Annotated in this window: 13 protein-coding genes and 1 pseudogene; 4 read left to right on the top strand and 10 right to left on the bottom strand. The window is 72.5% G+C overall.

The annotated features are described in order from the left end of the window. The first annotated feature begins 278 nt into the window (after positions 1 to 278). Positions 279 to 1,343 (top strand): prolipoprotein diacylglyceryl transferase, encoded by a 1,065-nt coding sequence (gene lgt, locus ACIO3O_RS21650; RefSeq protein WP_401748219.1) that lies wholly within the window; start codon positions 279 to 281, stop codon positions 1,341 to 1,343. 95 nt (positions 1,344 to 1,438) lie between these two features. Here lgt and ACIO3O_RS21645 read toward each other — a convergent pair whose 3' ends face one another. The 7 genes and pseudogenes from ACIO3O_RS21645 to ACIO3O_RS21615 all read right to left on the bottom strand — a co-directional run. Further along, entirely contained in the window at positions 1,439 to 2,257 is an 819-nt protein-coding gene (locus tag ACIO3O_RS21645; RefSeq protein WP_401748218.1) for an HpcH/HpaI aldolase/citrate lyase family protein, read from the bottom strand. Continuing rightward, on the bottom strand, positions 2,257 to 3,474 hold the full coding sequence (locus ACIO3O_RS21640) for a CaiB/BaiF CoA transferase family protein (protein WP_401748216.1): 1,218 nt from the start codon (positions 3,472 to 3,474) through the stop codon (positions 2,257 to 2,259). Before ACIO3O_RS21640 ends, ACIO3O_RS21645 begins: the two co-directional genes overlap by 1 nt. Beyond that, positions 3,471 to 4,373, bottom strand: coding sequence for a ribokinase (rbsK, locus tag ACIO3O_RS21635; protein WP_401748215.1), 903 nt, complete (start codon positions 4,371 to 4,373; stop codon positions 3,471 to 3,473). Before rbsK ends, ACIO3O_RS21640 begins: the two co-directional genes overlap by 4 nt. Then, a complete protein-coding gene (locus ACIO3O_RS21630; protein ID WP_401748214.1) occupies positions 4,374 to 5,855 on the bottom strand; it encodes an ADP-ribosylglycohydrolase family protein in 1,482 nt (493 codons plus the stop codon). Continuing rightward, entirely contained in the window at positions 5,852 to 7,036 is a 1,185-nt protein-coding gene (locus tag ACIO3O_RS21625; protein WP_401748212.1) for an ADP-ribosylglycohydrolase family protein, read from the bottom strand. Before ACIO3O_RS21625 ends, ACIO3O_RS21630 begins: the two co-directional genes overlap by 4 nt. Before the next feature lie 7 nt (positions 7,037 to 7,043). Next, positions 7,044 to 8,210, bottom strand: a complete 1,167-nt coding sequence (locus ACIO3O_RS21620) for an ADP-ribosylglycohydrolase family protein (protein WP_401748275.1) — start codon at positions 8,208 to 8,210, stop codon at positions 7,044 to 7,046. A gap of 345 nt (positions 8,211 to 8,555) precedes the next feature. Next, positions 8,556 to 9,404: pseudogene (locus ACIO3O_RS21615) on the bottom strand (ADP-ribosylglycohydrolase family protein); the annotation flags it as partial. Between the two features lie 255 nt (positions 9,405 to 9,659). Here ACIO3O_RS21615 and ACIO3O_RS21610 point away from each other — a divergent pair. The 3 genes from ACIO3O_RS21610 to ACIO3O_RS21600 all read left to right on the top strand — a co-directional run bounded on the left by ACIO3O_RS21610 (position 9,660) and on the right by ACIO3O_RS21600 (position 16,824). Continuing rightward, positions 9,660 to 10,388 carry a VIT1/CCC1 transporter family protein gene (locus tag ACIO3O_RS21610; RefSeq protein ID WP_189821664.1) on the top strand — a complete coding sequence of 243 codons (729 nt, stop codon included), beginning with the start codon at positions 9,660 to 9,662 and terminating at the stop codon, positions 10,386 to 10,388. 417 nt (positions 10,389 to 10,805) lie between these two features. Beyond that, positions 10,806 to 15,371, top strand: a complete 4,566-nt coding sequence (gltB, locus tag ACIO3O_RS21605) for a glutamate synthase large subunit (protein ID WP_401748211.1) — start codon at positions 10,806 to 10,808, stop codon at positions 15,369 to 15,371. Further along, the gene (locus ACIO3O_RS21600) at positions 15,364 to 16,824 is read left to right on the top strand and encodes a glutamate synthase subunit beta (protein ID WP_401748209.1); all 1,461 of its coding nucleotides are present in this window, start codon (positions 15,364 to 15,366) and stop codon (positions 16,822 to 16,824) included. The genes gltB and ACIO3O_RS21600 overlap by 8 nt, the downstream gene beginning before the upstream one ends. A gap of 151 nt (positions 16,825 to 16,975) precedes the next feature. Here the strand turns inward: ACIO3O_RS21600 and ACIO3O_RS21595 are convergent, their stop codons facing one another. Genes ACIO3O_RS21595 through ACIO3O_RS21585 form a run of 3 tightly spaced genes read right to left on the bottom strand, consistent with a single transcriptional unit; the run spans position 16,976 to position 22,838 of the window. Beyond that, the gene (locus ACIO3O_RS21595; RefSeq protein ID WP_401748208.1) at positions 16,976 to 17,434 is read right to left on the bottom strand and encodes a hypothetical protein; all 459 of its coding nucleotides are present in this window, start codon (positions 17,432 to 17,434) and stop codon (positions 16,976 to 16,978) included. Beyond that, complete coding sequence (locus tag ACIO3O_RS21590; RefSeq protein WP_401748207.1) at positions 17,431 to 17,763, bottom strand: hypothetical protein; 333 nt, start codon at positions 17,761 to 17,763, stop codon at positions 17,431 to 17,433. The genes ACIO3O_RS21595 and ACIO3O_RS21590 overlap by 4 nt, the downstream gene beginning before the upstream one ends. Further along, entirely contained in the window at positions 17,760 to 22,838 is a 5,079-nt protein-coding gene (locus ACIO3O_RS21585; RefSeq protein WP_401748205.1) for a caspase family protein, read from the bottom strand. Before ACIO3O_RS21585 ends, ACIO3O_RS21590 begins: the two co-directional genes overlap by 4 nt. Positions 22,839 to 23,015 lie beyond the last annotated feature (177 nt).

Genomic DNA, 23,015 nt, shown 5'->3' with positions numbered 1-23,015 from the left:
TTGCCGGCCGCCCCCGCCCCGGGGGGGGGGGGCGGGGCGGCGGCGGGGGGGGGGGGGGGGGGGGGGTGTGCGGGCCGGGGGCGCTGCCCCCGGACCCCCGGGATTCGCCCCGGTCCCGCCCCTTTCCCTAAAGCGCTTGCCGCGCGGCTTGTTGTTTGGTTGCTCGCGCAGTTCCTCGCGCCCCTGACGGGGCGCTCCTGGTGGAGCGTTCCTGTTACCCAGACGTTGTCGGGTGGGTTGTCTTCGGTCGTGGTCGGCAGGGTAGCGTCGACTCCGTCATGAACCTTGCCTTCATTCCCAGCCCGGCGGCCGGTGAGATCCACCTCGGACCCCTCCCGCTGCGCGGCTACGCGCTCTGCATCATCATCGGCGTCTTCGTGGCCGTCTGGTACGGCAACAAGCGCTGGATCGCCCGCGGCGGCAAGCCCGGGACGGTTGCCGACATCGCCGTCTGGGCGGTGCCCTTCGGGCTCGTCGGCGGGCGGCTGTACCACGTCGTCACCGACTACCAGCTCTACTTCAGCGAAGGCAAGAACTGGGTCAACGCCTTCAAGATCTGGGAGGGCGGCCTCGGCATCTGGGGTGCCGTGGCGCTCGGTGCGGTGGGTGCCTGGATCGGGTGCCGCAGGCGCGGGATTCCGCTTCCCGCCTGGGCCGATGCCATGGCCCCCGCGCTCGTCATCGCGCAGGCCATCGGCCGCTGGGGCAACTGGTTCAACCAGGAGCTGTACGGCCGGGCGACCGACCTGCCCTGGGCGCTGAAGATCACCAAGGGCGACGAGCCGGGGCTCTACCACCCGACGTTCCTGTACGAGTCGCTGTGGTGCCTCGGTGTCGCCGCCGTGATCGTGTGGGCCGACCGCCGGTTCAAGCTCGGACACGGGCGGGTCTTCGCGCTGTACGTCGCCCTGTACTGCGCCGGGCGCGGCTGGATCGAGTACATGCGCATCGACGACGCGCACCACATCCTGGGGCTGCGCCTCAACGTGTGGACGGCGATCATCATCTTCGTCCTCGCCATCGTCTACTTCGTGCTGTCGTCGCGACTGCGCCCCGGCCGCGAGGAGATCGTGGAGCCGGACCGTGAGGGTGCGGAGGCGGCCGGTGCTGGTGCCGGTGCGGATGCGGCTGTCACGGCCGATGCGGAAACCGTGGAAGCCAAGGACGGGGCCAAGGACGCGGGCAAGGACGAGGGCGGTTCGCTCCTGACCAAGGAGAAGAAGGACGTCAAGGTCAAGAAGGCCCGGGCGTCCGAGGAAGCCGAGGAGACCAAGACCGTCGACCTGAAGAAGGGCGACGGCGAGGACGTCAAGGACGAGGCCGGTTCGGCCAAGAAGAGCTGACGTACCGCGCATCGCGTTCATCGCGTACATCGCGTACGAGGATGGGCCGTCGGGACCGCAGGGTTCCGGCGGCCCTTCCTCGTGCACGGGGGCGGTCAGCGGTTCCGGTTCGCGACCTCCAGCGTGCGGCGTGCGCCCGCCACCACCGCCGCGTCCACGAAGCGGCCGTCGGGCAGCATCAGCGCGCCCTCCGCGGTGGCCGCGGCCTTGAGGATCTGTTCGGCGTCCTCGATCTCCGCCGGGGTGGGGAGGTACATCCGCTCGATGACCGGGAGTTGGCGCGGGTGCAGGGCGGCGCGGCCGAAGAAGCCGAGGGCGCGGCCCCGGGCGCAGGACGCGGCGAGGCCTTCGAGGTCGGTGATGTCCGGGTGGACGGACTGGGCGGGGGCGGGCAGGCCCGCCGCCCTGGCCGCCACCACGATCCGGCTGCGGGCCCAGGTCAGGCCCTCCTCGTCCCGTACACCCAGGTCGGCACGGAGGTCCACCTCGCCGAGCGCGATGCCCGCGAGGCAGGGGTGGGCCGTGGCGATGTGGTGCGCGTGCTCGATGCCCAGGGCGGATTCCAGGAGGGCGTAGAGCGGGGTCTCGGGGGTGTGGTTGGCGATGCGGCGGATCTCGGCGGAGTCGGTGATCTTGGGCAGGCGCAGGCCCGTCAGGCCCGGGCAGGGGGCGAGGGCGTGCAGGTCGGCCTGGGCGTGGGGGGAGTCCAGGGCGTTCAGGCGGACGTGGACGGGAGTGGGGTGGGTGTCGGCGAGGAGGTCGGCGGTGGCCGCGCGGGCGTAGTCCTTGCGGTCGGGGGCGACCGAGTCCTCCAGGTCGACGATGACGACGTCGGCGCCGGAGGCGAGGGCCTTGGTGACCCGGTCGGGTCGGTCCCCGGGGACGTACAACCAGGTCAGGGGGGTGCTGGGCATCAGGCGGTGGCTCCGGATTCGCGCAGGGCGGTGAGGTCGGCGGGGGTCAGGCCGAGTTCGGTGAGGACCGCTTCGGTGTCGGCGTTGTGCGGGCGGCCCGTCCAGGCGATGGCGCCCGGGGTCTCGGACAGGCGGAAGAGGACGTTCTGCATGCGCAGCGGGCCGAGTTCCGGGTCGGGGACGGTGGTGATGGTGTCCAGGGCCGTGTACTGGGGGTCGGTCAGGACGTCGCGGATGTCCTGGATGGGGGCGACGGCCGCTTCGGCCTGCTCGAAGGCGGCGATCGCCTCGTCGCGGGTGTGACGGGCGATCCAGGAGCCGACCGCCTCGTCCAGGAGGTCGGTGTGCTCGGCGCGGCCGGTGCCCGTCGCGAACCAGGGCTCGGTGATCAGCTCCGGGCGGCCGACCAGGCGCATCACGCGTTCCGCGATGGACTGGGCGGAGGTGGAGACGGCGAGCCAACTGCCGTCCGCCGTGCGGTAGGTGTTGCGCGGGGCGTTGTTGCGGGAGCGGTTGCCGGTGCGCGGCTGGACGTAACCGAGCTGGTCGTACCAGAGGGACTGGGGGCCGAGGGCGAGGAGGATCGGCTCGATGATGGCCAGGTCGACGACTTGGCCGCGGTGCGTGGTGTCGCGGGCGCGCAGGGCCGTCATGACGGCGTACGAGGTGGCCAGGGCGGCGATGGAGTCGGCGAGGCCGAACGGGGGGAGCGTCGGGGGGCCGTCGGGCTCGCCCGTGTACGCGGCGAAGCCGCTCAGGGCCTCGGCGAGGGTGCCGAAGCCGGGGCGGCGGGCGTACGGGCCGTACTGACCGAAGCCGGTGACCCGGGCGAGGATCAGGCGGGGGTTGGCGGCGGAGAGTTCCGGCCAGCCGAGGTCCCATCTTTCGAGGGTGCCGGGGCGGAAGTTCTCGATGATCACGTCGGCGGTGGCGGCGAGGCGCAGGAGGGTGGTGCGGCCGTCGGGGTGGGAGAGGTCGAGGGTGATCGTGCGTTTGCCCCGGCCGAGGAGCTTCCACCAGAGGCCGATGCCGTCCTTGGCGGGGCCGTGGCCCCGGGAGGGGTCGGGGCGGGTGGGGTGTTCGACCTTGATGACCTCGGCGCCGAAGTCGGCCAGCAGGGTGGCGGCGAGGGGTCCGGCGAAGAGGGTGGCGAGGTCGAGGACGCGCAGGCCCGCGAGGGGTGGGGCGGGGTGCGGGGGTTCGGGGGCTCGGGTCACAGGGCATCGATCTCCTGGCGGTAGGGCATGGAGGTGGAGGCGCCGGGGCGTTGGACGGAGAGTGCGGCTGCGGCGGAGGCCCAGGGGAGGGCGTCGTGCAGGGGGCGGCCCTCGGCGAGGGCGACGGCCAGCGCGCCCACGAAGGTGTCGCCCGCGGCGGTGGTGTCGACCGGGGTGGCGGGGACGGCGGGGACGAAGAGGGGGTCGGGGGTGTCGCGGCTGACGTAGGCGCACCCGGCGGCCCCCAGGGTGACGACCACCGCCGGGACGTGCTCCAGGAGGGCGCGGGCGGCGAGCAGGGGGTCGTGCAGGCCGGTGAGGGCGGCGGCCTCGTGCTCGTTGGGGACCAGCAGGTCGGTGGCGGCGAAGAGTTCGGCCGGGATGGTGGTGGCGGGGGCCGGGGTCAGGATCGTACGGACGCCGTGGCGGCGGGCGGCCTCGGCGCCCTCGGTGACGGCGGACAGCGGGAGTTCGAGTTGGAGCAGCAGGGCGTGGGCCTGGGAGATGACGGTCTCGTCGCCGGGCGAGAGGCCGGTGACGGTGCCGTTGGCGCCCGGGATGACGACGATGGAGTTGCCGCCGTCGTCGTCCACGACGATGTGCGCGGTGCCGGAGGGGCCCTCGGAGGTGCGGAGGGAGTTCGTGTCCACGCCCGAGTGTTCGAGGGCGGCGCGGAGTTGCAGGCCGAAGGAGTCGGCGCCGACCGCGCCGATCATCGTGACGTCGGCCCCCGCGCGGGCGGCGGCGATCGCCTGGTTGGCGCCCTTGCCGCCGGGGACCGTGGTGAAGGACCGGCCGGACACCGTCTCGCCGCCGGCCGGGGCCTTGGCGACGTACACGACGAGATCCATGTTGGTGCTGCCCAGGACGGTGAGGGTGGGGACGGGCGGAGGGGTCATCTATCTCGTGGCCTCTCGGTGGGTGAGACGGGCGAGGGTGTCGAAACCGATGCCGTCGAGGTGGGGGAGGGAGGTGGCGAGGCGGTTGTGGAGGGGGGCCGTCCAGCGGGTGGGGACGGGCGTGGGGGAGACCAGGGCGGCGAGGGAGCCCGCGGTGGCTCCGTTGGAGTCGGTGTCCCAACCCCCGGACACCGCACGGCAGATGGAGTGCGTGAAGTCGCCGTCGGCGTGGGTGAGGGCGGCGGCCAGGAGCGCGGTGTTGGGCAGGACGTGCACCCAGTGGTGGTGGCCGAGGGCCGCGTGGAGGTGGTCGACGGCGGCGTCGAAGTCGTCGTGGCGTTCGGCGGTGTCGATGCCGAGGCGGACGGCGTCGGCGAGGCGCGAGCGGGGCGGTACGTGGGCGAGGCCGGTGCGCAGGGCGTGGTGGATGTCGACGGTGCCGGTGGCCGCTTCGGCGATCGCGGCGGCGACGAACATCGCTCCGTAGACGCCGTTGCCGGTGTGGGTGAGGGTCGCGTCGCGGTGGGCCTGGTCGGCGGCGGCGGTGGGGTCGCCGGGGTTGGTCCAGCCGTGCATGTCGGCGCGGATCGAGGCGCCGATCCACTCGCGGAACGGGTTGCGGTGGGTGGCCGTGTGCGGGGGTTCGATGCCGTCGAGGAGGTTGCGGTACGCGATGCGCTCGGCGGTGAAGGTGCGGCCCGCGGGGAGTTCGTCGAGCCAGAGGCGGGCGACGTCGTGGGTGGTGAAGTCGCGGGTGTGGCGTTGGAGGAGGAGCAGGTTGAGGAGGGCGTAGTTGAGGTCGTCGTCCTCGGGCATGCCGTCGATGTTCTCGGCGAGGGAGGTGGGGGCGGAGCGTTTGTTCCAGGGGTGGGCCCGGAGGAGGGCGTCGGGGACGCCGACGGCGGTGAAGTAGGTGGTGAGGGGCCAGTTGCCGGCGGCTTGGGCGAGGGTGCGGATGGCGGGGAGGGGGAGCTTTTCGACGGGTTTGCCGAGGAGGCAGCCGGTGGCTCTGCCGAGCCAGGCGTGGTGGAGGCGGGTGGGGTAGGAGGTGGGGGTGGGTGCGGGCTCTTGTGGCGGGTGGGGGGTGGTTGCTGTTGCCTGCGGCGCCTGCCCCTCCCCTTCCCCAAGCTCTCGGCTCCGCTCGAGCAGGGGAGACCCCATGCTTCCCGAAACCCTGAGGGGCTGTGGAGGGGTTTGTGCGGGTGTGTTGTGGCTGGGTGCGCAGTTCCCCGCGCCCCTGAGGGGCGTCGGGAGGGTGGCGAGTTCGTCGAGGAGGGATTCGGCGAGGGTGCGCAGGGTGGGTGGGGGGACGGTCGGGGAGGCGCCTGCGCGGTCCGGGGCCAGGTGGCCGCCCGCGGCAAGCCACCGGGTGCGGATGGAGCGTACGGAGGAGGGGTCGCGGCCGTCCTCCTCCGCCTGGCGGAGTTCGTGGCCGACGAGGTCCTCGGGCTGGACCCAGGTCAGGCGGAGCGGCCCGTTCATCGCGGGTCCGTGAGGAGGGCGAACGCCGACTCGTGGGCGCGGCGGCGGGTCAGGTCCCGGGTGTGGATCTCGACGGCCACCTCGGTGAGGGCGCGGGCCGGGGCGTGCAGGTCCAGGCGGCTCGCCTCCGCGACCTGCTTCGCCCAGTCGTCGGGGATGCCCCGGCCGCCGTCCAGGGCACCGGAGATCGCCCCCGCCATTGTCGCGATCGAGTCGCAGTCCCGGCCGTAGTTGACCGCGCCGAGCACCGCCGGGCGGTACGCGCCGTCCGCGACCAGCAGCATGCCGAGGGCGACCGGGAGTTCCTCGATGGCGTGCAGGCGGGAGGGGCGGCGGGCGCCCAGGGATGGGGCGCGGTAGTCCGGGCCGACCGTGTCGAAGGGGGCGACGGCGGCCCGGAGGAGGGGGATCGCGGACTCGAAGTCCCGTACGGACAGGGCGACTTCGGCGACCGCCTCGATGGCGGAGCGGGTGCCGTCCTGGGCGAGCGAGAGGCAGCTGTCGAGGACGGAGGCGGGGGTGGCGCCGGGGGTGCAGGCCGCCGCGACCGCCGCCGCGAAGACTCCGGCGGCCTCGCGTCCGTACGAGGACTGATGGGCGCCCGCGACGTCGAGTGCCTCCGCGTACGCGGCCTGCGGGTTCGCCGCGTTGACCAGGCCGACCGGGGCCATGTACATCGCCGCACCGCAGTTGACGATGTTGCCCGTGCCCGCCTCGCGGGGGTCGACATGGCCGTAGTGGAGGCGGGCGACGATCCACTTCTCGGCGAGGAAGACGCGCTGGAGGGGGAGCGCCTCCGACTCCAACTCCGGGATCCAGACCGGGTGTTGGATCATTTCCGGGACGAGGTGGTCGGCGACCGAGTAGGCGGTGAGGTGGTCGCGGGCCTTCGTGTAGACCCGGATCAGCGCGTGCGTCATCAAGGTGTCGTCCGTGACGTGGCCGTCGCCCTTGTGGTACGGGGCGATCGGGCGTGCGGTGCGCCAGTCGTCGCCGTACCAGGGGCCGACGATGCCCCGGACCGTGCCGCCGTGCCGCTCCTGGATCTGCTCCGGGGTCCAGCCCTCGACCGGCCCGCCCAGCGCGTCGCCGACGGCGGCTCCGACGAGGCTGCCGGTGATGCGGTCGCCGAGGGTGGGGGTGTCGGAAGGGATTCCGGTGGGGTCCGTGGGTGTCGTCATGGGGGAATCATCCCTTTTGGGGGGTTGGTTGGGGAGAGTGCGGCGGTCCGGCGAGTTGCGCGGCGAGGGCGACCAGGTCCGTGCCCGCCAGGCGGGGGAGGGCGCAGCCGACCAGGGTTCGGCAGGTCTCGCGCCAGGCGGTGGGGAGGAGCGCGCCTCCGCCGAGTGCTCCGGTCAGTGCTCCGGCCAGGGCGGGGGCCGAGTCCGCGACCCGGGAGAGGCAGGCGGCGGCCGGTACCGCCTCGGTGGCGTGGCCGTGGGCGGCGACGGTGAGGGCGAGGGCGACCGGGACGGTTTCGGCGGCGGCGATTCCGTAGCTGTAGACGTGGTCGACGATGAGGTGCTCCAGCGCCGGTACGAGGGCGAACGCGCCCTCCGCGTCGCGGGCCAGGCGCAGGGCGTGGTGCGCGTTGCGGGCGATCTCGGTGCCCGGGGGGAGCTGGGCGAGCGCGGCGCCCACCGCGTCGTCCACGCCGCCTCCGCCGAGGGCGGTCGCGACGGCCGCCGCCATGGCGCGGGCGCCGTGCACACCGTCGCCGTCCTGGGTGAACCGGGCGTCGTACGCGGCGAGTTCGGCGGCGGCGACGGGGTTGCCGGGGTGGACGACGGCGAGGACCGAGGCCCGGACGCAGGCGGCGTCGTCGAAGAAGTGGGGGTTGTCGTGGCCGGTGGCGGGGGGCCGCAGCCCGGCGGCGAGGTTGCCGAGTCCGGCGCGGACGGAGATGCGGGCGCGCAGGGGGAGGACGGCGGACTCGACCTCGGGGGCGCGGGCGCTGGCGGCGGCGACCTCGGCGGCGAGGGAGTTCCAGGCGCGGGTGAGGGCGCGGCGGGCGGCCGCGTCGGCCTCGGCGCGGTCCTCGATGCGGGGTACGCCTGCGCCGATGAGGGTCAGGGCGGTGAACGCGGCCCACTCGGCGTCGTCGGAGGGGCCCAGGCGGAGGGGCTCCGGGGGCTGGTTGAGGGCGATGGGGACGGGGAGGGTGGTGGTGGCGTTCAGCTCGGCGAAGGTGTCGAGTTCGCGGGTGAGGCGGCGGGTCCAGTCGGGCATGCGGGAGGCGCGGTGGCGGGCGGAGGGCCAGCCGGCGGCGTCGCCGGAGGCGAGGCCGAGGAGGAGGCCTTCGAGGTGGGTGGGGGGTGGTGTGTTGCGGGGCGGTGGTTGGTGCGGGGTGCCCAAGGGGGCGGGAGGTGGTTGTGGTGTGGTGCGGGACGGTGGGTGGTTGCTGTTGCCTGCGGCGCCTGCCCCTCCCCGCCCCTTCCCGAAAGCGCTCGCCGCGCGGCTGGGGATTGTCTGTGCGGGTGCGTCGTGGCTGGGCGCGCAGTTCCCCGCGCCCCTGAGGGCGGGGGACGTGTGGTTCCCCGTGCTCCTGAGGGACGTCAGCAGGTCTGCCACCTTCAGGACGTGGTGGCCTCGCATCGTGGGGAGGCACGTGCCGCGGGCCGGGGCGATGGCCGAGGCCCATTCCGGGGGGATGGCCGAGGCCCCGCCCAGCGCCCCGGCCAGTGCGCCCGCCACCGCTGCCGTGGTGTCCGCGTCGCGGCCCATGTTGACGGCCGTCAGGACCGAGGCGCGGAAGTCGCCCCGGGCTGCGGTGAACGCCCCGAAGGCGAGGCCCACCGCCTCGGGGGCCAGGTCGGTCCAGGGGTAGCCGCCGATGACGACCGCCGTGCGGACCGCGCGTTCGCCCCGGTCGGCCGCCGCCACCGCGCGGCGCAGCGAACGGGCGGTCCAGGAGTCCATGGGGATGACCGAGAGGGCCGCGGCGATGATCGAGGCGAGGCCGGAGCCGGTCATCGCGGCGGCCACGCCCGCCGCCACCGCCTGGCCGCCGTAGATGCCCTCGCCCTCGTGGCTGACCGTGCCGTCGATCGCGACCAGGCGGGCGGCCTCGGCGGGATCGCCCGCCGCGTACACGCCGAAGGGGGCGGCGCGCATGGCGAGCCCGTCGCTCCAGGCGTGCCGGTGCTGGGCGGAGATGGGGGCGGCGAGACCCCGGCGGAGGTTCTCCAGCGTGCCGCGTTCGCTGAAGCCCGCGCCCCGGAACGGGCCCTCGTCCAGGTCGGCGATCCAGTGGTGCCAGGCGCGTTCGACGTGGGAGACGGTGAGCGCGGAGCCGTGCTGGGCGAGGAGGAGGCCGGAGAAGATCGCGTACTCCGTGTCGTCCGTACCGGCGGGGTCGTCCGAGACGAAGCCTTCGATACGTCCCCAACGCCGCCGGATCTCCGAGGGCTTGAGGTTCTCCGCCGGAGCCCCGAGCGCATCGCCGACGGCCAGCCCCAGAAGCGCCCCCCGCGCCCGGTCGAGCGGGGAACGGGCGGGCGCCGCGGCCGGGGAGGGCGGGGGCGTCGCGGGGCGTGTGGTCAGGTCCATGCGAAATCTGTGCCACACCGGGGCCGTGCCGGGGCTCGGCCACGCCCCACGTGTCACCCGGTCGACCGCCGGGCGGGGGCGCGGCGGCCCGGGCTGGTGAGGGAAGGCTTGCCTTGGAAAGGGCGGGTCAACTCCCCCTCGTACCAAGTAAGTACGGCCTTCCTTGCTAGCGCGAGCTTTGAATCGTGCGTATTTTCGATCTCGTCGGGGCGCACCCCGACCGCAGGACCGAAGAGGGGCACGGGGAAGACGAGCATGGCGATCATCGAGACCGAAGCGACACTGCACGAGGCGCACCGCGACAACCACACCCACCGGGATGTGAACGGCGGCTGGCTGCGGCCCGCCGTGTTCGGGGCGATGGACGGGCTGGTGTCCAACCTGGCGCTGATGACCGGTGTGGCCGGTGGCGCCGTCTCGCAGCAGACGATCGTCATCACCGGGCTGGCGGGCCTCGCGGCCGGTGCCTTCTCCATGGCGGCGGGCGAGTACACCTCCGTCGCCTCCCAGCGGGAACTCGTCCAGGCCGAACTCGACGTCGAGCGCGAGGAGCTGAAGAAGCACCCCGCCGACGAGGAGCGGGAGTTGGCCGCGCTGTACGTGTCGCGCGGTGTCGAGCCCGAACTCGCCCGCGAGGTCGCCCGGCAGCTGTCCGTCGACCCCGAGCAGGCGCTGGAGATCCATGCGCGGGAGGAGCTGGGGATCGACCCCGACGATCTGCCGTCGCCGCTGGTGGCCGCCGTGTCGTCGTTCGGGGCGTTCGCGCTGGGTGCGCTGCTGCCCGTACTCCCGTATCTGCTGGGTGCGACCTCGCTGCTGCCCGCGGTGCTGCTGGCGCTGGTGGGGCTGTTCGGGTGCGGGGCCGTGGTGGCGCGGGTGACGGCGCGGACCTGGTGGTTCAGCGGGCTGCGTCAGCTCGCGCTCGGCGGGGCCGCCGCGGCGGTGACGTACGGGCTCGGTGCGCTCTTCGGGGCGGCGCTCTGACGCTGTCGCACGCCCCCGTTACGGGGTGGAAACCCCTGGTGGCAAGGGCTGCCGGGGGTTTCGTCGTACCGGGGGAGAGTGTGACGTACGCCCCGGCGCGAATCCGGGACTCTCCCCGTAGGATGTGGCTATATGCAAGGTGTCGCATAAGTAGTCGTTACTCATCGGTTTCGTCTAGTTGACCGCCGGGCATGAGCCGTAAGCGCCGCAGGCAACGAAGCTTGCTTCGCTACGGTCCGGAGAATGGCGATCTGTCCGCCTCCGCACCACATCCACCGCTCTGCGCGGTGTCCGCATGGTGGAATGAGCCTTCCGCTTCCCGAGAAGCCAGCCATCATGTAACCTGCACGAAATTTCGCGGAGGGCCAGTGTCGTCCCTCGGTATCTGCATATGCCACGACGACGACGGGAGTGCCGATGCGTACCCACGCCTGGTCGCCCATGGACGGTCGCCCCGCCCAGCAGGGGCTGTACGACCCCCGCAACGAGCACGACGCATGCGGCGTCGGCTTTGTCGCCACCCTTACCGGTGTGGCCTCCCATGAGCTGGTCGAGCAGGCGCTGACCGTACTGCGCAACCTCGAACACCGCGGTGCCACCGGCTCCGAGCCCGACTCCGGCGACGGTGCCGGAATCCTGCTCCAGGTCCCGGACGCCTTCCTCCGGGACGTGGTGGAATTCGAGCTTCCGGCAGCTGGGGCATATGCCGTCGGCATTGCGTTCCTGCCCTCCGACGACGCGCTCGCCGCCGACGCCGTCTCGCAGATCGAGACGATCGCGGGCGAAGAGGGCCTCACCGTCCTCGGGTGGCGTGAAGTCCCCGTCACCCCCGCCCTGTTGGGCAACGGCGCACGCGCCACCATGCCGACCTTCAAGCAGCTCTTCGTCTCGGACGGTGAGAGCACGGGCATCGTGCTCGACCGCAAGGCGTTCGTCCTGCGCAAGCGCGCCGAGCGTGAGGCCGGTGTGTACTTCCCGTCGCTCTCCGCGCGCACCCTCGTCTACAAGGGCATGCTCACCACCGGACAGCTGGAGCCGTTCTTCCCGGACCTCTCCGACCGCCGCTGCGCCACCACCGTGGCCCTCGTGCACTCCCGGTTCTCCACCAACACCTTCCCCAGCTGGCCGCTGGCCCACCCGTACCGGTTCGTCGCGCACAACGGCGAGATCAACACGGTCAAGGGCAACCGCAACTGGATGAAGGCCCGCGAGTCCCAGCTCGCCTCCGACCTCTTCGGTGCGGAGAAGCTCGACCGGATCTTCCCCGTCTGTACGCCGGACGCCTCCGACTCGGCGTCCTTCGACGAGGTGCTGGAACTCCTGCACCTGGGCGGCCGTTCGCTGCCGCACTCGGTGCTGATGATGGTCCCCGAGGCGTGGGAGAACCACGACTCCATGGACCCGGCCCGCCGCGCGTTCTACCAGTACCACGCCACGATGATGGAGCCCTGGGACGGCCCGGCCTGCGTCACCTTCACCGACGGCACCCAGGTCGGCGCGGTCCTCGACCGCAACGGCCTGCGCCCCGGCCGCTACTGGGTCACCGACGACGGCCTCGTCGTCCTGTCCTCCGAGGTCGGCGTCCTGGACATCGACCCCGCGAAGGTCGTCCGCAAGGGCCGCCTCCAGCCCGGCAAGATGTTCCTCGTCGACACCGCCGAGCGCCGCATCGTCGAGGACGACGAGATCAAGGCGGGCCTCGCCGCCGAGAACCCGTACCAGCAGTGGCTCGAAACCGGCGAGATCGAGCTCGAAGACCTCCCCGAGCGCGAGCACATCGTGCACACCCACGCCTCGGTCACCCGCCGCCAGCAGACCTTCGGCTACACCGAGGAAGAGCTGCGCATCATCCTCGCCCCCATGGCCCGCACCGGCGGCGAGCCGCTCGGCTCCATGGGCACGGACTCCCCGATCGCGGCCCTCTCCGAGCGCCCCCGGCTGCTCTTCGACTACTTCACCCAGCTCTTCGCGCAGGTCACCAACCCGCCGCTGGACGCCATCCGCGAGGAACTCGTCACCTCGCTGCGCTCCTCGCTGGGCCCGGCCGGCAACCTCCTGGAGCCGACCGCCGCGTCCTGCCGCTCGGTCACCCTCCCCTTCCCGGTGATCGACAACGACGAGCTGGCCAAGCTCATCCACATCAACGCCGACGGCGACATGCCCGGCATGAAGGCCGCGACCCTCTCCGGCCTGTACCGGGTGAGCGGCGGCGGCGACGCCCTGGCCGCCCGGATCGCGGAGATCCGCACCGAGGTCGACGCCGCCATCGAGGCGGGCGCACGCCTGATCGTGCTCTCCGACCGGCACTCCGACGCCGAGCACGCGCCGATCCCCTCGCTGCTGCTCACCTCGGCCGTCCACCACCACCTCATCCGCACCAAGCAGCGCACCCAGGTGGGCCTGCTGGTCGAGGCCGGAGACGTCCGCGAGGTGCACCACGTCGCGCTGCTCATCGGGTACGGGGCCGCGGCCGTCAACCCGTACCTCGCGATGGAGTCCGTCGAGGACCTGGTCCGCGCGGGCACCTTCATCGAGACGGACGACGCCGAGCAGGCCATCCGCAACCTGATTTACGCCCTCGGCAAGGGCGTCCTGAAGGTCATGTCCAAGATGGGCATCTCCACCGTCGCCTCCTACCGGGGCGCGCAGGTCTTCGAAGCGGTCGGCCTGGACGAGGAGTTCGTCGCCACGTACTTCAACGGCACCGCCACCAAGATCGGCGGCGCGGGCCTGGACGTCATCGCCAAGGAGGTCGCCGCCCGGCACGCCAAGGCGTACCCCGCCTCCGGCATCGCCGCCTCGCACCGCCGCCTGGAGATCGGCGGCGAGTACCAGTGGCGCCGCGAGGGTGAGCCGCACCTGTTCGACCCGGAGACGGTCTTCCGCCTCCAGCACGCCACCCGCAACCGGCGCTACGACATCTTCAAGCAGTACACGGACCGGGTGAACGAGCAGTCCGAGCGGCTGATGACACTGCGCGGCCTCTTCGGCTTCGCGGGCGACCGTGAGTCGATCTCCATCGACGAGGTCGAGCCCGCGTCCGAGATCGTCAAGCGCTTCTCCACCGGAGCCATGTCGTACGGCTCCATCTCGCAGGAGGCGCACGAGACCCTCGCCATCGCCATGAACCAGCTGGGCGGCAAGTCCAACACCGGTGAGGGCGGCGAGGACCCGGAGCGTCTGTACGACCCGGCGCGCCGCTCCTCCATCAAGCAGGTCGCCTCCGGCCGCTTCGGCGTCACCAGCGAGTACCTGGTCAACGCGGACGACATCCAGATCAAGATGGCGCAGGGCGCGAAGCCCGGCGAGGGCGGCCAGCTGCCCGGCCACAAGGTCTACCCGTGGGTCGCCAAGACGCGTCACTCGACGCCGGGCGTGGGCCTCATCTCCCCGCCGCCGCACCACGACATCTACTCCATCGAAGACCTCGCCCAGCTGATCCACGACCTCAAGAACGCCAACCCGCAGGCCCGCATCCACGTGAAGCTGGTCTCCGAGGTCGGCGTCGGCACGGTCGCGGCGGGCGTCTCCAAGGCCCACGCGGACGTCGTCCTGATCTCCGGCCACGACGGCGGAACGGGCGCCTCCCCGCTCACCTCGCTCAAGCACGCGGGCGGCCCCTGGGAGCTCGGCCTCGCCGAGACCCAGCAGACGCTGCTGCTCAACGGCCTGCGCGACCGCATCGTCGTGCAGACCGACGGCCAGCTGAAGACCGGCCGCGACGTCGTCATCGCCGCCCTGCTGGGCGCCGAGGAGTTCGGTTTCGCGACCGCGCCGCTCGTCGTCTCCGGCTGCGTCATGATGCGCGTCTGCCACCTCGACACCTGCCCCGTCGGCATCGCCACCCAGAACCCGGTGCTGCGCGAGCGCTTCTCCGGCAAGGCCGAGTACATCGTCAACTTCTTCCAGTACATCGCGGAGGAAGTCCGGGAGATCCTGGCCGAGCTGGGCTTCCGTACCCTCGAAGAGGCCGTCGGTCACGCCGAGTTGCTCAACACCGACCGGGCCGTGCAGCACTGGAAGGCGCAGGGCCTCGACCTGGCCCCCCTCTTCCACGTGCCCGAGCTGCCCGAGGGCGCGGTCCGCCACCAGGTCACCGTCCAGGACCACGCCCTGGAGAAGGCCCTGGACAACCAGCTGATCAAGCTGGCCGCCGACGCCCTGAGCGCCGACTCCGCCGAGGCCGCCCAGCCGGTCCGCGCGCAGATCGCCATCCGCAACATCAACCGCACCGTCGGTACGATGCTGGGCCACGAGGTGACCAAGAAGTTCGGCGGCGGCGGCCTGCCCGACGACACCATCGACATCACCTTCACCGGCTCGGCCGGCCAGTCCTTCGGCGCCTTCGTCCCCAGCGGCGTGACCCTGCGCCTGGAGGGCGACGCCAACGACTACGTCGGCAAGGGCCTCTCGGGCGGGCGGATCGTCGTCCGCCCGGACCGGGGCGCCGACCACCTCGCCGAGTACTCCACCATCGCGGGCAACACGATCGGCTACGGCGCCACCGGCGGCGAGCTGTTCCTGCGCGGCCGCACCGGCGAACGCTTCTGCGTCCGCAACTCCGGTGCGACGGTCGTCTCGGAGGGCGTGGGCGACCACGGCTGCGAGTACATGACCGGCGGCCACGCCGTCGTCCTCGGCGAGACGGGACGCAACTTCGCAGCCGGCATGTCCGGCGGCATCGCGTACGTCATCGACCTCGACCGCAACAACGTCAACGCGGGCAACCTGGGCGCGATCGAGGCCCCGTCCACCTCCGACCAGCAGTGGCTGCACGACGTCGTGCGCCGCCACCAGGAGGAGACCGGCTCGACCGTCGCGGCGAAGCTGCTGGCCGACTGGCCCGCAGCGGCAGCCCGCTTCAGCAAGATCATTCCTTCCACGTACAAGGCAGTGCTCGCCGCCAAGGACGCCGCTGAGACCGCCGGGCTCTCCGAGCAGGAGACCACCGAGAAGATGATGGAGGCGGCGACCAATGGCTGACCCCAAGGGCTTTCTGACCACCGGGCGCGAAGTCGCCCAGTCCCGCCCCGTCGAGGACCGGGTGAAGGACTGGAACGAGGTCTACGTTCCCAAGTCCCTGCTCCCCATCATCAGCAAGCAGGCCGGACGCTGCATGGACTGCGGCATCCCGTTCTGCCACAACGGCTGCCCGCTCGGGAACCTCATCCCCGAGTGGAACGACTACGCCTACCGCGAGGACTGGCGGGCCGCCTCCGAGCGCCTGCACGCCACGAACAACTTCCCGGAGTTCACCGGCCGCCTCTGCCCGGCCCCCTGCGAGTCGGCGTGCGTCCTCGGGATCAACCAGCCCGCCGTCACCATCAAGAACGTCGAAGTCACCATCATCGACAAAGCCTGGGACAGCGGCGACGTCACCCCGCAGCCCCCGGAGCGCCTCTCCGGCAAGACCGTCGCCGTCATCGGCTCCGGCCCCGCCGGTCTGGCCGCCGCCCAGCAGCTCACCCGGGCCGGCCACACGGTCGCCGTGTACGAGCGCGCCGACCGCATCGGCGGCCTGCTGCGCTACGGCATCCCCGAGTTCAAGATGGAGAAGTCGCACATCAACCGCCGCATCGAGCAGATGCGGGCGGAGGGCACCAAGTTCCGTACGGAGGTGGAGATCGGCCGCGACGTCGACGCGGCGAAGCTGCGCCGCCGCTACGACGCGGTGGTCGTCGCCGCCGGTGCGACGGTCTCCCGCGACCTCCCGGTCCCGGGCCGCTCCCTGAACGGCATCCACTTCGCGATGGAGTACCTCCCCCTCGCCAACAAGGTGCAGGAGGGCGACCTGACCGTGGCCCCCATCACCGCCGAGGGCAAGCACGTCGTGGTCATCGGCGGCGGCGACACGGGCGCGGACTGCGTGGGCACGGCCCACCGCCAGGGCGCCGCCTCGGTCACCCAGCTCGAAATCATGCCGAAGCCGGGCGAGGACCGTAACCCGGGCCAGCCCTGGCCGACCTTCCCCATGCTGTACAAGGTCACCTCCGCGCACGAGGAGGGCGGCGAGCGGGTCTACTCCGTCTCCACCACCCACTTCGAGGGCGACGAGGACGGCAACGTGCAGGAGCTGCACCTCATCGAGGTGGAGTTCAAGGACGGCAAGCTGGAGCAGAAGGCGGGCACCGAGCGGGTCATCCCGGCCCAGCTGGTCACCCTCGCGATGGGCTTCACGGGCACCGACCAGTCGAACGGCCTGGTCGAGCAGTTCGGGCTCGCCCTGGACGAGCGGGGCAACATCGCCCGTGACTCCCACTACGCCACCAACGTCGACGGCGTCTTCGTCGCCGGTGACGCGGGCCGCGGCCAGTCGCTCATCGTCTGGGCCATCGCCGAGGGCCGCTCGGCCGCCCGAGGCGTGGACCGCTACCTGACCGGGGTCAGCGCGCTCCCGGCCCCGGTGAAGCCGACGGACCGGGCGCTGACCGTCTGATCCCGGGGCACTGTGCGCCGCCGTTATGACCTGGCGTACGGTGTCCTGAGTACAAACCCCACATTCGTCCCGCCCAGCGTCGTGCGGAACTGAACGCGGCGCCTGCCCCACCTCGTCCCCGACCGGACAAGGGGCAGGCGCCGCGGCGCGTTCACGTACTGGGCGCGACCCACGTGACGAGCACGGCGGCGGCCACCGCCAGCACCCCGAAGAGGGCCAGCCAGCGCGCCCACTCCACCATCCGCCAGATGGCCCGCACCCTCCTGACCTCGCCCGCCAGCAGCTCATGGGCGACCATCACCCGCTGCCGTCCCGGCTTCCCGTCCACCGCCGAGACCATCAGCCACGACGCGGTGATCAGCGCGACGAACGCGGCGACGAGCAGACCGATGACCGTCCAGCGCCAGGTGCCGGGCAGTTTGCTCAGGTTCTCCTGCCCCTTCAGGACGAACACGGCCGTGAGCAGGCCGGTCAGCGAGGAGAGGAAGTTCCGGTAGCCGGTGGCCTGCTGCTGGGCGAGCCTCAGCTGCTGCTCGGGCTCCGCCGCCTCGGCGGCCCGGCGGGTGGCCCGCCGCAGCTGCTCCTCGGTGAAGCCGCCGCCCGGGTTCACCGCGGCAGCCCGGCGGTCGGTACCGCGATCGTCACCCAGGCCCCGCAGCCCGAGGTGATTCCGGCGGGGCGGCCCAGGTGCGGGGCGCGGCAGACGCAGAAGTGCGCCCACGGCTGGGCGGTGTCGGGTGCTTCCCGGCGGCGGTCGAAGCCGCCCTTGCCGGTCACCGACTGCCCCCAGGGCCAGCGGGCGGTGAAGGTGCAGCCGCAGACCGGGCAGGGGCCGGTGGCCTCGTACCGCTCCTGGCCGTCGGTGCGGTAGGTCCACGCGAAGGCGGTCTGCGGGGGGTGCGTGGCGGCGGATTCGTCGTAGTGGGTGGCGGGGGTCATGAGAACGGGCCTTCCTCCGAAGGGAGTTGGAACGAGAGCAGGTCGGCGTAGGAGGCGAGGCGGAGACGGACCTCGACGGGGAAGAGGCCGGTCTCCTCGGAGCAGAGGGCGATGTGGTCGGGGTCCACGGGCCCGGACAGGGCGGGGGCGCGGCCGGTCAGCTCGGCGGTCAGGAGGATCACGTCCCGCCAGTCGGGTTCGAGGGCGGCTTCGGCGGAGGTGGGCTCGCGGACGGTGACATGCAGGCCGAGGCGGTGGAAGGGGACGTACCGGTCGTACGTCCGGCCCAGCGACCACCCCAACCGGCCTGCCGTCAGGACGAGTTCGAGGGGGCCGAGCGTGCCGGGGCCGAGGAGGGTGCGGTCGAAGGCGGCGAGGTCGAGGGCGTCGGGCCGGAGGCCGGCGAGCGGGCCCAGGGTGTCGGGTGCGGGGAGCGGCGGCGGGTTCGGGAGATCGAGGGGAGTGTAGGGGAGGAGGGTGCGGATGCTCGCGGCGAGCGGGCGGCCGGTGTCCGCCGCGTGGGAGAGCAGGCGGGCGAGGGGGAGGACGCGATCGGTCTCGCAGAAGTCGTCTTCGGGGGCCAGGGCCGCCTCGATGTCCTTCGAAGGCGTCAACCGGCTGGTTCCCGCAGGGAGTTCCGGTGTGTCCAGCCCTAGGGCGGAGCTGGCCTGCGTGAAGAGCCCGACAGCCTCGCCCAGGGAGACCCTGTGGGAGGAGCTGAACCGGACGAGGTCGGCATGCGTGATCGTGAAATCGTTCGCGCTCCGCGACTTCTCGGCCAGGAATGCCAGGACCGGTGCCAGGCCCAGCCGTAGTTCCCCGCGCAGGACCTTCGTCGCCCGCGTCCACGCCTGCGGGGTGCTGTCGGCGACGATGCCGCAGCGGCCCAGCATGCGCAGGTCGCGTGCGAAGGTGCCGCGGTCCGGGAGGGTGCGGTCGTTCGTCCAGAAGTCGAGGATGATGTGCAGGGGGCGGAGGCGGCCTTGCGGAGCGGCGCCGAGGAAGTCCGCGACCCATTTGGAGGCGGTCCAGCGTGCCGCCTCCCTGGGAGGTGCCGGTACGTTCAGGCCGGTGCCCAGGAGCGCCTTGCGGGTCATAGCGGCCAGCCGTCCCAGCGGTTCGCACAGCTGTCCGGAGCCCCGGGCGAGATCGCGCAGCGAGGGTGCCTCGTGCCACCACGGGGATTCGCCGTTGAAGCCTTCGGACAGAAGACGCCGATCGATCGGGGCGCGGCCGGGGCGGCTCAGCGCGCCGACGTCGAGTCCGGGAGGGACGGAGAGGCCGAGGGGGGCGAGACGCAGATGAAGCTGGATGCGGAAGGTCGAATCGTGGTGCGGGGTGGCGAGCGTCTCGACGATGGGGAGCATGCCGGACGCCCACGACTGGTCGTCGTAGCTCATGCCGTCGAGCACCCACGCGGAGGCCTCGGGGGCCAGGCGCTCCGCCGCGAGTGAGTCGTCCAGGTGTGGCGGACTCGGCAGTGCCGGGTCCAGGCGACGCAACCGTTCCAGGAGCGACGCGGCCTCACCCAGCGTGAACCCGTAGTTCGCCGATGCCATGACGAGCGGTGCGTGGCGGGCGGGCCGCTCGTGTGCGGGGCGTTCACACATCAGCCGTTCGATGTCCCGGTAGTGCTGGTGCAGCTTGACCATGGCGAGGGTGGGGCGCAGCTCGCGTAGCGCGCGGATCTGGGCGGCGGCCGGAATCGGAACGCCCGCGACGGCGTACCTGCGCAGTGCGCGCAGGGCCGCACCGAGGGTGATTTCCGCGTCGGCGGCAGTCTCCAGCGCCGTGCAGGGAGTGTGGGGGAGGGAGCGGAACAGCAGGGCGTCGAGGGCTTCGGGCTCCGGGTAGCCCGCGAAACGGAAGCGTTCGGTGTCGTCCAGGTTCAGGTCCTGCTCCAGCAGGGTTCTCCGCCACAGACGCAGGAGGTGAAACCTGGGACCGTGGTGAGTGTGGGAGAGGAAGCGATCCCAACGGATGTCCCCCGCGTCCAGCGGGAAGCAGCCGGCGGAGGAGAGCGGTATCCGGTGGACGGCTGTGTCATCCTGCCCCCAGGTGTCTATCACGGCCGTTGCCGTCGGCAGCAGGGCAGCCGTCACCGCCAGGCCCAGCAGGGGCTCGTCGGACACGAGAGCCCACAACGACGGCATCCAGACCTCTTCCCACCCCGGGAGTTCCGTCCGTACCCCGTCTATCACCTCCATGAGGACAAGTTCCTTGTCGTACGAGAGCAGGCTGTTGCGATCCACGCTGGGCTGCGGCCGATGGCGTTCCCGGACATTGACCACACGGCCGTACGCGCCCAGGGTGTTGGGCACCAGAATTCCGTCGAGGAGCATCCGGCCGTCGCCCTGGACCAGCCAGGCGTCCTTGGTCACCTTCCACGGGGAACCGAACCAGTCGTCGGACGACATGAGTTCACCGGACTTCCATTCCCGGACCCACGCCAGGTCGGCCCAGGGGTTGTCCTCGGTGACCGTCACCTCGTAGTCGCTCACCTGAAGGTGGTCTTGCAAGGTCTCCGCCACCGACACCCGCTGTGTGACCTCCGCGCTCAGGTACAGCCGCACCCGCGTACCCCCCTGCCGCAGCAGCGACGGCTCCGGCGGCCGGAACTGGATCAGCCCCGACCCCGCCCGGATCTCCGCGCGGATGCTCTCCCGGGGCAGCGGACTGCCGTGCACGTCCACCGGGGTGCTCCAGACCACGACCTCCTCCGCGAGCATGAAGTAGCTGAACACCCCGATGCCGAAACGGCTGTTGAGCGGGATCACCTCGATCCCGGCCCGCCGCCAGTCCCGCCGTTCCTGGATGAACCGGGCGTCCTGCTCGTGCCGCTTCCCGGCCCGCGCGAACATCGACGTCAGCGCGGCCCGGTCCATGCCGATGCCGGTGTCCTCGCACTCGATGTACGGGCGGCCCCGCTCGTCCGCGCCCTGCGCGAACCGGATCGTCGGCTCTCCCCACGGCGGCGGCGCGCCGCCCCTGCTGCCGTACGCGTTGCGCATCGTCCGGTAGCGGCAGGCGTCCAGCGCGTTCTGGTACAGCTCCCGCACGGCCAGCATCCGGTCGCCGTACAGCTGGACGCCCATCAGCAGCGGCCGGATCTCCTCCTCCGCCAGGCGGAACCGCGCCAGCGGCGCCTCGTACCTGTCGTTCTGGTACGCGTCCCGCTCGGGCCGCAGTTCCGCCGTGCCCACCGCTCGCGGCACCCCGCGCAGCAGGGGCGGCACCGGCCCGGCCGCGTGCAGGGTCCGCACCGTGCTGTCGGCCCGGGCGGCCAGCTCCTCGACGGCGGCGTGCAGGGCCGGATGCGGGCAGGCGAAGTGCACGTCGAGCCGGTCGCCGTCCTCGTCCGGCGCATAGGCGAGTCCGGAGGACAGGGAGGCCAGCACCTCGGCGGGGCGCAGTGGACTGTGCGCGGCGAGGTGCTCGACCAGATCGCCGGACATCAGACGCGGATCGCCCGCCAACAGGCCTGCCGTCCACAGGAGTTGGGCGAGCTGCGGGCCCCGCCAGTACTGGCCGGGAACGGGCTGGGCGGTGTCCCAGCCGTCGGCGGGACGCCGGCGGGCGTCGTTGATGCGGGGGCTGTCGGCGGGCCGTACGGTCAGATGGCCCGCCACCTGCCTGATCTGGAGCCGAAGGCGCTGCCGCGGCCCTGTCCCGGCAGGGCACACCGCGTCGGCCGCGAGGCCGATCAGCTCCTCGACCTCCGGGTAGTCGCCGGTCTGCTCCCAGGGCAGGTCCCAGTCCGCGATGAACCGGTGCCGCAGCCAGTGGTCGGCGGCGCGTGCCGCGTCGTGCAGGCCGCGGGCCCGCAGGGTGTCGGCGGTGGCCGCGAGCTGGCCGTGCGCCCGGTGCACGTCCACCGCGTCGGCGTACACGTGCGCCAGACGGCCGGGCAGCGTGTGCGGGGCCGCGGCGGCGTACGCGGTGCGCAGGTCGTGCAGCACCAGCGTGACGATCCCCTCGTGCAGTGCGGGCGCGGCCAGCAGCACCGCCGTCTCGGCGGGCGACAGCCGGTCCGCTCCCTGTGGCGCGGCCCGTCCGACCAGTTCGCCGAGCCGGGCGTAGACCCGCTCGGCCACCGCCCCCGGGTTCGCGGCGTCCGTCCACGGGTCCTCGTGGCGGGCCTCGGAGTCCGCACCCAGCCGGACCACCTCCCCGACCAGGACACCCAGTGCGGCCACGGCCCGCTCCCGCTCCTCGGCCGTGCCCCGCGTGTGCCGCCACAGCGGACTGTCCCGTACGGCCGCCTCCCAGCGGGAGATCTGCTCCGAGCCCTCGCACAGCGCCGGCCGGTCGGCGGACTCCCGGTCCAGGTGGTGCACCAGGGACTGGAGTTCGGGCCGCTCGTGGGTCCGGCCGGAGAGTGAGCCGCGCAGCACCGTCTCTGTGTGCCGGGCGATCGCGTGGAAGGTCGTCGGCGGGGTGTGCGGGGCGAGGGCGTCCGCCAGGGCGCGGGCGAAGAAGCTGCCCGCGACGGGGTCGGCGTGCGCCGCCCGGCCCAGCCCCGCTCCGTACAGCCAGAACACCCCGGAGTGCCCCGACAGCACCGTCCGGGGCGGGCCGAGCCGCGGCCCCCGGGTGCGGCACATGTCGAGGAAGACGGCGACCGTCGTGCCCTCGGGCACCCCCGCGTCCAGCAGTCCGAGCGGGTCGGCGGCCAGCAGGGTGCCGGGGTCGAGCGGCAGGCTGCCGTCGGGGAGCGGGCGGCCGGGCTGGGCGTCCTCGGGCAGGAGGTAGTCCCGGCCGTCGATGTGCTCGCCGTGGCCGGTGAGGTAGATCAGCGCGGTGTCGCCCGCCGTGCAGGACGCGAGGAACGCGGACAGCCTCCCCAGCAGCTTGCCGCGCGTCACCGGCCGCAGGGCGGGGTCCGGGTGCCCCGGGTGGCAGGCGGTGACCTCGTACCGCGACTTCTCCAGCACCCGGCGCAGCAGGTCCACGTCCGTGTCGGCGAAGGGCAGCGGCGGGAAGGCGTCGGCGAGTTCCGGGCGGCCGGTCACGTCCGGTGTTGCGGTGATCCCGATCAGCAGGGCCCGCCGCCGTGCTCCGTCCCGTTCGCCCACCTCGCAGCCCCCTCGCCCCGGAGAAGTGGTGACGACATGGTTCCAGAAGAGGGCGTGGCGGGCGACCTGTTCGACAGGTCCGTACGGTGTGCCCCCAACCGCCCACCGTGCCCCCTGGCGCCCCCGCCCTCCCCCTCCCTACGATCGAGTAATCAGGGGGAATCACGGGGGAGTTGA

The sequence above is a fragment of the Streptomyces sp. NPDC087440 genome (assembly GCF_044744005.1).
GTDB lineage: Bacteria > Actinomycetota > Actinomycetes > Streptomycetales > Streptomycetaceae > Streptomyces.
Note: the sequence above shows the minus strand (reverse complement) of the source record. Positions and strands in the feature narration are given on the sequence as shown.